Below are 12,928 nucleotides of genomic sequence, written 5' to 3' on the forward strand. Positions count from 1 at the left end.
AGGTCACTGGTATGCCTGTCTCCATAACCTGACGCAGGTCGTCCACCTGCAGTGGCCGCCCCTGGCCACAGTCACATAGCACTACATCCTAAAGTCCCGTGCGCGGCAGCTGAACTGAATTCACCCCTGGCTGGACAGTGCTCAGTTCCCCTGAAAGCCCATGCCCTTGTTAAGCAAACCAGGGACGCTGCCTTTGCCATAATGCTCCGCCTTGCCGGTAACCGGCAGCTTTCCCTTCACAACAGGACTGAGGTCAATTCCCGCCCATGGCCTCAGTCCCAGATAAAGCCCTACTACTGAGGCACACCAGCCATAATGTCCGTCATTACCTGTCTTACGTGCTCCCCTCCATGTCATAGCTCAGGCACTGCCTCTACACCAATACCCACCATGTAAAGTCCCCTGAGCGCTCCCACCTCGGTAAGCTCATCTGTCCTGATCAGCTGTCAGTTCATCCCACGTGTTACCTGCTTTTGTTGCACGGCTCACAAACAGCGGCTCTGAGCACGTTTAAGGCGAATAAAAAATGCACCTGCAAAACAGATTAAGAGAAATCGTGCTATGTTTTCATCCACAATAACCCGGGACTGATGTCCGAGCATGCAGGGCCTAAATAAAAGGGTCTGGCAGGCTCCGTGCCTGCTCCAGCTGTCAGCTCATGGCCACTATGGACGCCATAGAGCCCTTACCGGCCTGGCATCAAATCGTAACCCCGCCCTGGCGGAAGCTTACGCTTACAGCCCTGCAGTCCAGCCTCCCGTATGAGCTGGCCAGCAGCTCAGCTGCCCTGACGCTCATCAGCCATGAGACTATGACATATGCCAGAAACTGCAGTCTCCTGCACGGCTCATGGCGGTAAGCCTGCCTGAGTCCGAAGCAGACCGTGGCCAGCCCCGGTCAAAGACTCCATACCAGGCTCATGGTACAGATGTCACGCCAGCGCCGCTGGTACAGGCATCCTGAATGGTCCTTGGGGCCATGCAGCAATGGGTTATTAAGGTCAACCACTGAAAGACAATAAAGGAACAATCACCATGCTTACCATGAAAGAAGCACTGATCAGCTGTGCTCATACCAATACCTGTAATGCCTCAGGAAGGGCCAGCCGATCAGAGTTCTGGTGGTTTGCGCTGTGCTGCCTGATATGCACCCCGATTCTGGCCTTTATTACTGTTATTCCTCTCTTTGGCATCTTCATGTGCGTGATGATGTCCCTGCCTTTAATGTGGATGCTGTTGCTGGCCTTTATCCGCCGCCTGCATGATCTCAACAAAAGTGCCCTGCACCTGCTCATTATGCTTGCTCCTCTGGGCCTGCTCATTCAGTTCACCAAAAACCATATTGTCTCCCCGGCCTCAGTGGACTATGTCTCCACCCCAATCTATGTACTGGCAGCAGCAGCCCATCTGTATATGCTCTATCTGGCCGTAAAGCCGGGCATTGCCGGCCCTAACCGCTACGGTCCTGATCCCCTTGCTGTTGCTGCTACCGCCCGCGCCGCTGCTGCCGCCCGCGACAGCGAACACGGAGCCGCCCCGGCTGCCCCTTCTGCTGCAACACCAGCAACACCAGCAACACCAGCAGCTCAGGCCCATGCTGAGCATCCAGACATGAGCGCCGCATCTGCCGAGGGAAACTCCAGTAATGCCGCCCCGGCAGCTGCCTCCAGCCTGGACAAGGCCTAATCCCGTACCAGGCACACCACGAGGCGCCATACGGCTCACTTACTGCCCGGCGGCACATCTGTCAGGCTCCAGGGCAGCCGCGACTGACTGTCAGATCTGCACCTCATGCAAAGGCTCCGTATTGTGAACCGCAAGCAGGCAGGTACTCATATTTCAGGTTATGTATCAGCTTCAGGCACATGATGATACCGCTCATGCAGGATAACCAGTCGAATGACCAGCCTGACGCAGGCCTGATATCCTGCCTGGTTAAGCTGCAGTGGCAGGACATCTTGTGTTCGCCGGGTGGCGAAATAGCGAGCAGGCACCAGGGGATTATCCTTAACTGCAGGACTTAACTGACAGTCTGCATGCCTTAGCCTTTAACTTTCTGCTCCCGTCACTGATACGCTGAAAGACCGGGCCCATAGTACAGCAGGCACAGGAACTTACAGGGGCCCAGACATGAGCGCGCCGCGAGCTGATAAGTAAGTTAAAGACCATGACACCAGGCATTCAGACATGAAAAAGCACCCGTAAAGGGTGCTTTTTTCGTTTGGGCTCTTCAATTGCTGGTTTGCAGGCTCAGCGTGCCGGTCTTTTGCTTTCCAGGTCAAAGCCCAACATGAACTCAGTGCTTCTCATCAGTTGAGCAGATAAAGCAGGGAGGAGGGTACAGTGAGGAGGGTTTGGCAATGCCTGTTCACCAGCCCCGTCTTGGCGCAGCCACATTACAAACACACAGTTGCCTTTATGGGGTTTACGGTAGTACCCAGTCTCGCCACCACCGTATAAGTTGTTTTCCCGTACCTCATGACAATAGCGTTTTGTGAATTTACTCATTGCCATTCCTGATCCTGCCGGGAAATGCTGCGTCATTCTTTATGCCTGACACTCTGTCTTTCCTCATACTGTCTGCATGTCTGTCGGCCTGTCTGTCTGCATGCTGTCTTCCTGCCTCCCTGTCTGGTTTTCGTAAAATATCATCCCCACAGTCCCGGAGTAAGACAGAGCTTTGAATGTATTCATCCGGGGCACAGTCTTCCACTCAGTCAGCTGTGGCCTCCAGCCAGAATCATCAGAGTCACTGTGCCTCAGGTTTCTCACATTTGGCCGTTCCCCACCTGTCCTGACGCCTCAGAGTCACAGTGGCCAGGGCTTCTCACATTGCGCTTTACCTCACTTGTACTGAGGTCTCACTGTAGCAGTAGCCAAAGGGCATATCAGACAGCACCGTACCTGCCAGTCCTTGCCAATAACAGCCGCCCCCTTTGAGCGCCCGCGCCAGCCTCACTCCTGTGCGTCCTGGCTGTCAGAGACAGCGCGGTACCTGCCTGTCCCTGCCGCTCACAGCCGCCCCTCCCAGTTTTGCCAGCCAATACAGGCTTAACAGTAAGTTATGCGGACACTGTCCTGCTGTGCAGGGCTGCAGCGCCGCCCCCTTTGAGCGCCCGCGCCAGCCTCACTCCTGTGCGTCCTGGCTGTCAGAGACAGCGCCGTACCTGCCTGTCCCTGCCGCTCACAGCCGCTCCTCCCAGTTTTGCCAGCCAATACAGGCTTAACAGTAAGTTATGCGGACACTGCCCTGCTGTGCAGGGCTGCAGCGCCGCCCTTTGAGCGCCAACCCGCCTCACTCCTGTGCTTACTGGCAATGAGAGGCAGTGCTGTGCGGCGTTCGTGGCCCGTTCGGTCCGCCTGTGCCGGGCTGTACAGCGCAGCAAGCAACTGTGCGTGAAGCGCGATCTGCGTGTGAAGCGATGTGCCGTGATATGAGGATCCATGTAGCGCTGTGTGGATTCGTGGCGCCATGTGAGAAACGCTGTTTAAGAGCGCTACTGCCGGAGCACCTTGTTCGTACTGCTGGTACCTGTGCGGTGCGACCGGACCAGCGGTCTCTGTGCAGCACAGGCAAACCATACTTGAGCATTGCAGTACGACCGGAGCGTCGGTACCTGTGCGGTTCAGCCAGACCTGACTGGGGCAGTGCGGTGCAGGCGGAGTTGACCGAAGCAGTGCGGCGTGGGCTTTGTGCGGGGATCAAAAAAGGCGTAACTGACAAAGCAGCTACGCCTTTGGTTTCTTAATACTAAGGGATACGGCTGACCGTGGGGATGTCTTTTGCAACTGCTCCCTGCAGTCAAGCTGAATCTTGGTTTTGGCCTGCTCAGCGCCTTACTGCCCGGCTGCCACGGTGGCATGAGACCGGCTGTTATGCTCTGTGCCGCCCCTGACAGGGTCTGTATCATGACAGCGATATCAGACCGTGGGCCAGTTGCACGGCGTTACAGTGACCGGGCCGGCAAGCCCGGGATACTGGCAGGGACGTCCGTGCGGCGCGGCCCTGCTGCAGGTCAGTACTGACTGGTACCTTAAGTCTTTGAAGTGCGGAAGAAGGAAAGGGCTTCCTGCAGACCCTTTAACTCCTCAAGGGTTGAGGCAATGCAGTCATTCTGCATGGAGGCCTGGGAGGTCATCTCAGTTGATGCGGTAGTTACGTTCTGAGCATTGGCAGAAATCTCACCTGTGGCTGTGGTCTGCTCTTCAGCAGAGGTAGCGATCTGGGTGATCTGGCTGTTGAGCTCAACTACATGGCTGGTGATGTCGTTTAACAGATTCTCCAGCTCCTTGGCATCATTGGCTACGTTATCCATATTCTCTACGGAATTGGTAATGGATACCGAGGCAGACTCAGCATATTCCTGAATGGTCTTAACCATTTCATTAATTTCCTGAGTGGACTTGGCAGTCCTGATGGCAAGGTTACGTACTTCGTCAGCTACCACGGCAAAGCCACGGCCGGCCTCACCTGAACGGGCAGCCTCAATGGCTGCGTTCAGAGCCAGCAGGTTGGTCTGGGCGGCAATGTCGTCAATGGCAGAGACGATCATGGAAATATCACGGCTCTTGGCAGCCAGCAGCTCAATCTTGGCTGAGTTGTCCTTGGTGTTGGCAACCTGCTGCTGAACGTTGTCAAAGGCGCGCTTGACCACGGTAACACCGTTGGAGGTAATCTCACGGCAGACATCGGAGCCATGGGCTGCAGTCTCACAGTTGCGGGCAATGTCGGCAGTAGTGGATACCATTTCGTCAGAGGCGGCAGCCACGGTCATGGCCTGGGACTCAACGTCATCGGTAGAGCGGGAAATAATCTGGGAGGACTGACGTACACGCTCGAGCTCATGATCAAGCTTGTGTACCTCATCCTTGGTCATATTGATGATCTTGCTTACTGAAATATTGAGCTTGTTGAGGGCCTCAAGAGCATGGCCGAACTCATCATGGTTTTGGACCTCGGCAAGACGGGAGAAGTCACCGTCAGACATACGGTCAATCTGGTCAATAGCGGCACGGACCTGACGGGCAATATAGGTGGCAATACAAAGAGCTATACTGATACCGGCAATAAAGCCAATGACAGCCAGGGAAGTAACAATATATATATTCTTTGGATTGGCACTCTCATCAGCCAGCTTCATGGTGTAGGCAGTCTGAATGCGGGTTACCTTGCCGGCCAGAGCTACGGAGTCAATCCACAGTGGCAGGGAATCCATGGTATAGACGTCAAGAGCGGTATCAGCCTTGTCAGTCTTGAGCAGCGGGGCCACTTTGGTGCGCAGATGGGTGGTAAACTTCTTTACGGCTGCCTGCAGGGCCTGAACAGTTTCAACATACTGTCTGGTTGGTACGACGTTGGTCTGCAGCACGTCTACAGAATTTTCATAGCGCTTTAAGATAGTCTCATACTGGGTATAGAACAGGCCAGGATTGTAGGTAGGCTCCATGTCGTTAATGCCACGGCAGAAGTTCACGTTGGTATCACGGGCTACTTCCTGAACAGTCTGGACTCGGGTGAAGGCATTGGCAAGAATTTCGTCAATGTTCTGAGCAGCGTTGCGGGAATTATTCAGAGCCATCAGAGATACTGACATTACAAGGAAATTGATAAAGATAACGATCAGAAATCCTACAAGGATTTTGAATCGGGTACTAGCATTAAGAAACACGTGAAACATGATGTATCAGCACTTCTTCTTTCCTGAGTACCGGGAATACGGTGCAACAGCTCAACTGTCCGTTTAGCTCAGGTCAGGCACAGACTGCTGTGCCAGGCAGGGATAAACAACTACAGACGGCCTGATAACAGGCATCCCGATTACTTTGCTCTGAACGCATGCCCCCATGACAATATGCAGTACAGCCCTGCTGACAGCAAACCCGCTGACCACAGGACAAAGCCTCAGAGCGCATGGTCTCACAAGGACAAATCCCACAGCAGGCTGCACGCAGCACAAATGCTGACCTCCATACTGACCTCATGGCGTGTGACAGGGCAGACAGGCAGGTAAAGTGCTCTCCTTACTAAAAAACAGCCAGTTTACGGATAAAGCGCATACAGTCCTGCCGCTAAAACAAAGCAGCAACTGCACAGACAGTTCCGTAAGGCGTGCATTGAAACATAGCCGATTTGTCAGCACTGCCGGGCAGCACAGTACAAATCACAAAGCATGTAGTCAGGCACGGACAGCAACCGTGCTGACTGCTTTCATTATAAGGCAGGGTCAGTGGAAAAACTAAACAATCCTTTTTGCACAAAGGATCTGCGGCCTCAAAACGTGCACCAGAACACATTAATGCAATTTAACAGTGCCCTTCCTGTTATTTTGTTCACGGCAACTTTTGCAAATATTTAAGATAAAAAAATCCCATATATGAGCCGTTTTCCGCAATATTCGCAAATATGACAGCGTCCATTCAGGCAAATGTACTTAAAATACCAGTTGCGCATTACTCAATCACTTGTCAGACAACCACCATAGCCATAACAGGAAACTTTTGCTTCCAACACTATCGCGCCGCATATCGGCACTCATCAGTGACTCCGGACATACAGCGATAGATACCGATATCATCTGGCACGGACATTTATTTCAATCAAAAAAATAAATTACCACCCGGATCATACTGTCGCCCCTCCGCTACCACCAGCCGGCATCCTCTGAAACAACAAAGCCAGAACAACACTGCTCACTGGCCAAAACATACCACCCACTGCCCCACCCCCATCACATACTGGGAGCGCACAGCCAACTCCCCTCCATCAGGGTCGACATATCAGCATCACAGGTACTAACCTTGATGGCAGGATCAGTCGCAGCCCTTTGAGATGTCAGTTCAATGCCGCAAAAATGATAAGCCTCAGAATCCCCTGCATACGGCCACGACATCAGACACATAGTGCAGCAAGGCCATGCTCAGGCGCACAGTAAGGGCACAAGGGGCTTATGCTCAGAGAACCATGAGTACAGCCTCGTAAGTGCTCAGCAGCATGCTCCTGATACATGGTTACAGACAGGGAGAATACGGCCGCACGTCCGGACCACAGTAAAGACGTGGTCCTTGCCTTATGACCAGGACAGCAAGAAAGACAGCCAGCATAGCTCAGTCCTGAGGTCACTGTTGCCCTTTTGCAAGTTCAGGCTGACCATAGCCATGGGGAAGTGATGGCTGGAGCAGGAGGTGGTACCTGGCCTTTGCATAAGGCCTGATGTCCTGAACGATTGGCCCATCAGGCCACTCTTACTCATGGCAGAAACTGATAGATGGGAAACGTGGAGAGCTGGTGACCGGGCTTTTGCTTATGGCCGTATGGCTTGATGCCCGAGTCATGAGGTCACTATTGCCCTTTGGCTCAGGCTGGTGGACTGGAGCTGTGTGGCAGGTGGGGTTTTTGCCTTTGCATAAGGCTGGATGGCCTGGACGACGTGTCCCTCTTGCAGCTGTTACCACTGGGCGGAAACTGGTAGATGGGAAACGTAGAGAGCTGGGGCCTGGGTCTTTGCTGAGGAGACGGATGGCCCGCAGGCCCGAATCCAGGTTTTTATGCGCAGCTGGCTATGGCTGGCTTGACGGGCAGCTGCTGGAGACGGCTGGTTATGCGCATTGGCGGTGGCAAGGTCAACATGGTACGAGGCACATGCCAGAGAATGCTGGTATGGAGATATGGGGCGGAGCTGCTTTGCTTCCTGGCATGATCATCCAGCATGGCTGCCAGTAATGGGCGGCTGCTCCCCGGATGTATGGCTTGCTGCTGGTTATGGCGTGGATTCTCTTTGACTCCTGGCTCTCTTTGACGCCGGGCTGAGGCGCGATGCGCATTGTTAAGCCCATGGGACAGTACCTGCATGCTGTCAGACCTGAGCATGGCTGTAACCGGCATAAGGGGACGAGTCAGCTCAGGGGGCTGTCGGGGTCATAGCCCATAAGGTAAGTACCGGCCGGGCAGATCTGTTTTAGTTTGCGGGCAAAGATCAGGTCAGAACGTGAAGGCTCGCTTCCCTTGATGGAACGCACCCAGCGCTCCATACGGGGAAAGCACTGTGTCAGCCAGTAAGGCAGGGGACGCAAGCACAGCAGCCTGTGGGCTGACAGTATACTGTCCATACAGGAGCGCACTGTGGCTCTGTCTGTCAGGGTATGCGTACTGACTGTCTCCATAGCATCTGCTGACGCGGCTGCTGGGGCTGCCCCTGATTTCTCCGCCATCTTTTCTGCTGCGGCTGATGCCGGTACTGATGCTGATGTCTGCACAGCCGCTGCCTGCTCAAGGGCGTCAGGCAGGGCGCTCTGCCTGCGCTGATGATCGGTGCAGGGGCGGTACAGCTGCTGCTTAAGCTGCTGTGCAAGCTCACAGCCGCAGCTGAAGTCCCATTTAACTGTCTGCCACCACTGAGGCAGCTGACTGCCAAGGTCAGAAGCTTCCTTAAATAATACGCAGGCGTAGTGGGCCAAAACGGCAGCCAGTTCTGACCAGGCCCGGTCGCAGCTGTCGTGGCCCGCTGCAGCGTCCTGGTCCTTTGAGGCAACACTTAAAGCTCCTGAGGACGCATGCCGGGCTGATGGCGGTGCAGCAGCGGTGCGTCCTGCAGTTTGCTCAGGCCCTGCCTTGCTCTGACCTGAACGCACAGGGGCACTGCACTCCAAAGTCGCAACAGGGCCTGCTCTTGAGCTGGCGCAGGCGCGGCCCTGGACAGATACAGGTCTAATTGCAGGCTCGCCTGTAACAGACAGAGCTCCGTCAGCTGCATCTGCAGCTGGTGTATCTGCTGCACGTACAGCTGCAATATGCACAGCTGCACCAGATTCACCAGCGGCTGCGCTCAGAGCTGACATAGCTCCACTGCTGTCTCCTGTCAGGTATGGGCCAGAGGCCCTGACGCTGTAATAGGCCCAGCCGCTGTCAGGGGACGGTTGCCGGTCGGACAGGGAGCGTAAGTGAGGCTGGCCGCTTATTGTCTTTGTCTGGTATCTGCAGAGAGCCAATGACTTGCCTGACCTTGCCGCAGGGTGCTGATGGCGGGCCGGGCGGCCAGCATGAGTCGCACTATGATCAGCATGGGGCGCGCGGCTGCCAGAGTAAGCTGCGCTGTACCTGCCTGTTGAGGCAGGGGCATGTTGATTAGCCGCAGCCGCAGCAGCGCTGCGCTTGAGGTCAGACCAGCACTCTGATGCGCACACAGTGGAACTGAGCAGCGCTGCAAGGTTAATCAGACGGCACAGGGCTGCATCAAGGGCCCGGATACGCGCAGTAACCTCCAGCACCTGATCCTGACGTCCACTCTGGCTCAGTTTTCCTCGAGAGTACTCAATACAGGCAGCCATGATGATATCGTTTAAATAGACTCCGCCCAGAGCACAGGCATGAGCAAGAGAATCCATAGTCAGGGCAATGGTCCTGACATCGCAGGTAAGTGCCGGGCTTTCAGCTGTGCCGTCTCTGACAGCTGTGTCAGCACTGACAGCCCTGCCAGCTGTGCCACCCATGACATCTGTGCCACCCCTGTTACCTCTGCCAGCTGTGCCACCAGTGTCACTCATATCAGCCCTGTAATCTTTACCACTGTGTTCTGCAGCTGGCGCTGCCTCAGATTGTGATTGAGGTTCTGGTCCTGATAGCGCCTTTTCCGGGGATAAGGTGAGCGCAGCTGCCCTGGCTGATTGTTCAAGGGAAGCGACTGTGCTCTGGTGTTCAGCGGTACACCGTTGTGCAACAGCGCGCTGGTATGAAGCGGTGCTCCGGGGCGCAGCCGTCTTTCGTAAAGGGTACTGTGGGACAGGGCAGGAAGGCCGTTCCTGGAGAGGATCAGTTGCAGGCACGGTCTGCAGAGGCAGGAGTTTTTGCAGCAGCTTATCAGGGGAGAAATTTGCGCTTTGCGCCAGTTCATTAATATGGGCAAAAGAAATGCTGCTCAGCAGCTCCAGCACGCTGTGAGTATTTAGATCTTTGAGGGTGGCAGGGACAAGATATGGCCCTTTCAAAGGCTGTTCCAGAATTGTTCCTTATTAAGCAGAGGCAGCTTGCACCTGTCAGTGTACAGGCTGAAGCGCAGGCGCGGATAACAGCTAACCTGGCACAGGTAACAGCTCACATGGTGCAGGTATCAGCCCCCAAGGCTGTGTACAGACGCATGAGGTAAGGATCTGCATGGCACAGGGCAGGTCGTTCTTTCAGACTGGAAGGCATACGGGGAGCATGCCACGAACCGGTCCCTAAATGCACAGCCGGTCAGGGCCGTAAGGCAGTTGCAGCATGGCCAGGCAGGGTCGCTCAAAGTGCACTGTCCCCAGAAAATACTCGACAACAGCTGGGCATCAGAGAGGCATCAAAGGGATATGGGCCTGCAGCGGACAATGAGCATACAGCGCACAATGAGACCACATCCGGATATGTGCCTGCACTGGGATATGTGCCTGCAGCCGGCCCTGTGCTCGAGTTTGCGCGTACTGAGCCATTACGGCTCTGCATGTCAGTCCTCCCAAGGTCGGGTACAGCACAACAGCCGGGGCAGGGTGCAGCTTGCGGCTGCAGGAGCTCCGGTGCTGAGCATGACCGTACTTTCGTCTGAGCATACGGTAATGACAGTGCTGGCTGATGCTGTCTGGGTATAGGTGCGACTGCTCTGTAGGTAAAGAGTCCAGATGCCCTGTGCTGCCTTGCAGCCATGTGACCGCTCTGCTCACATGGGGCGGCTGTGCTCACCAGATGCCCTGTGCTGCCTTGCAGCCATGGGGCAGCTGTGCTCACCTGGTGCCTGCCGCGCACGGTCATAAGCCTGTGGACACAGGTTTATGGGCAGCACTGGCAGTTAGGGAGAGCATGGGTAATGATGCTCACGCTGCCATGGGGCGGGGCGGCAATGGACGAGGGCCTGCATGGCCTTGACAGCCGCCAGGGACGGGCGGCTGCCTGGCTTCATGGCTGCCTGGGTCGGACTGCTGTCAGGCACATGAGTGAGCGCAGTGACTGGTGCAGTGGCGGCGCTGGACAGACAGGCCGGACAGCAGTTGCTCATGCCAGGCGCCAGGGCATATCCGGTGGCTCAATCAGGTCATGAGCATGTGAAACTGAGTCTGTTCAGAGAATCTTGGCCAGTTTTATCAAATCTTTGATCCCGGGAGCCATATAGTGCAGGCTGTCAACTACATATTCCTTGTCAAGCCCCTCTATGAAAGCGTCGAGCAATGCATCTCCTGTGTAAGGACACATCAGGGTTTTGGCGCTGACTTCTTTGAACCTTCTGAGCAGATTACGCTTCATGCCAGGTTCAGCGGCAATTGAATTCCTTTTAAGGAAGAACTGCTGCTCATACAGTGCCGCAATAACCTCTGATGGAAGTTTAAAATGCGCAAGCTTAATGCTTACCATACGCAGCTTTTCGAGCATTCTGGCACCTGTTTCAAGCTCAGGACGGGCAAGCAGCTCTTCACATTGCTTCTTCATACCTGGTACGGAAAAATCATACTGATAATCAGGATTTTCAGCCCTTCTTGCAATGATGTACTTGCACTGCCTGAGGGCATAAATATCAGCAGCCGGATACTTGAGCTCAGGTACCTTCCACCACTGCGGCAGATTCTCCTCAAGAAGATAATGGGCTTCATTGATTCGTGCCTGAAACATGGCCAGCACACGGTAAAGGTAAAGCTGCCCCACAGTCATGGCCTCTCCCTTGTGTTTTAAGATAAACACCTGATCTAACATAATATCCATGGCTTTCTGGATATTGTTAAGGGCAACCAGACGGGCAGCAGTATTAAGAAAGATCTCTTCCTGCTCAGGGGTTTTGATCTTCTTTCTTGCAATCAGAGCACCGGCAGTAACCATTCTGACGTCGAAGATCTGTCCGTACTTTGGCATTGGTGTTTTGACAAATCTGATAAAAGGAATGTACCTGTCCATCTCTTCTTTGAAGAAATTGATGACCGGCTCGTGGAAGTCATCAGGCACAGGAACTCCGGCAAGCAAAGGTACCAGCTCCAGATCGGTGTCTGTTTTCATGCTGCGGAACACCTCAAAATCAGGATGACTGTAAGCAGCCTCGACTTTATCCAGCACAGTAAGAACATCTAAGCTCTCCACTTGAGCAAGACATTGCTCCACTGAACTCATGTTTTTCTCCAAAATTAAAGTTTTTCACAAAAGGCCACGCAGGCACAGTTCCCAGCCGCCGGCCGCCAGCCAATGGCGGCGGATGCGGCTGCAGCAGCGACAGCAGCTGTAATTCAGGCCGTCTGACAGTCCTTGACAAGGTCTTTGATGCAGATATGCCAGCACTCTGCTGCCCGAACTTTATGCAGCCCTGCCTGCACTCTGCTGCCCGGACTTCATGCAGCCCTGCCTGCAATCTTCATCCTGGAATTCATGCAGCCCTGTCTGCAATCTCCGGCCTGATCTTTCATGTCGACCTCCCCGAACTCTTCAATTAAGTTCTCAGTGCAGCAGTCCCTGCAGACGGCCTGCAGGGTAGCTGATGGTATGTGGGACAACATTTCAAGGCAACACTCTTGTCTCTGCAGACTCAGAGCCGCTCTGGAACCTGCACAGTAGCGGATGAAAGAGGGCAGCGCTTATTGTGTCGACATAAGGCTACAGAAGCAGGAGGCTGTAAAGCACAGTCTGCCACTGACCAGTCAATGGAACATGGCGCACAGCTGTAAGCTGGCCGTAACCATAGCATTTGTTGCCCGGCAATGCCCTGCATGCCCATGCAGCGACCGCAGGCGCAGATGCAAATGCGGCCGCAGATGCAAATGCAGGGGCAGGGGCTGGGGCAGAGCCTGGCGCCTCAGTTTGCGCAGCTGCTGGCTGGGCCGCCTCAATGGCTGCTTCTTCCCTGTCAGGTAAGGTGTTTACGTACTGGTCAGGGGCTTACCGGCACAATCTGGGCAGGCAGGGCGACAGTGCGGGACGGATGCCGGAGTGAAGT

At 54.7% G+C, this 12,928-nt stretch carries 5 protein-coding genes; 1 reads left to right on the forward strand and 4 read right to left on the reverse strand.

What is annotated here, in order from left to right; genetic code table 11:
* Positions 1-1,043: 1,043 nt before the first annotated feature.
* Positions 1,044-1,685: a DUF805 domain-containing protein gene (locus MXE41_RS02745; protein WP_247099269.1), complete on the forward strand. Its 642-nt coding sequence runs from the start codon at positions 1,044-1,046 to the stop codon at positions 1,683-1,685.
* Between the two features lie 564 nt (positions 1,686-2,249).
* Here MXE41_RS02745 and MXE41_RS02750 read toward each other — a convergent pair.
* From MXE41_RS02750 to MXE41_RS02765, 4 genes are all read right to left on the reverse strand, one after another.
* A complete protein-coding gene (locus tag MXE41_RS02750) occupies positions 2,250-2,543 on the reverse strand; it encodes a hypothetical protein (protein WP_247099270.1) in 294 nt (97 codons plus the stop codon).
* A 1,490-nt stretch (positions 2,544-4,033) separates the two neighbouring features.
* On the reverse strand, positions 4,034-5,668 hold the full coding sequence (locus tag MXE41_RS13210) for a methyl-accepting chemotaxis protein (protein WP_247099271.1): 1,635 nt from the start codon (positions 5,666-5,668) through the stop codon (positions 4,034-4,036).
* A gap of 2,224 nt (positions 5,669-7,892) precedes the next feature.
* A complete protein-coding gene (locus tag MXE41_RS02760; protein ID WP_247099272.1) occupies positions 7,893-9,539 on the reverse strand; it encodes a hypothetical protein in 1,647 nt (548 codons plus the stop codon).
* A gap of 1,537 nt (positions 9,540-11,076) precedes the next feature.
* The gene (locus tag MXE41_RS02765; RefSeq protein WP_247099273.1) at positions 11,077-12,081 is read right to left on the reverse strand and encodes a hypothetical protein; all 1,005 of its coding nucleotides are present in this window, start codon (positions 12,079-12,081) and stop codon (positions 11,077-11,079) included.
* Between the last annotated feature and the right edge of the window lie 847 nt (positions 12,082-12,928).

The sequence above is a fragment of the Anaerobiospirillum sp. NML120449 genome, assembly GCF_023051105.1.
Classification (GTDB): domain Bacteria; phylum Pseudomonadota; class Gammaproteobacteria; order Enterobacterales; family Succinivibrionaceae; genus Anaerobiospirillum.

Bases quoted from the DNA above. Each gene is read 5' to 3' on its own strand.
- MXE41_RS02745 (WP_247099269.1), top strand. From the start codon at position 1,044: ATGAAAGAAGCACTGATCAGCTGTGCTCATACCAATACCTGTAATGCC.
- MXE41_RS02750 (WP_247099270.1), bottom strand. From the start codon at position 2,543: ATGACGCAGCATTTCCCGGCAGGATCAGGAATGGCAATGAGTAAATTC.
- MXE41_RS02760 (WP_247099272.1), bottom strand. From the start codon at position 9,539: ATGAGTGACACTGGTGGCACAGCTGGCAGAGGTAACAGGGGTGGCACA.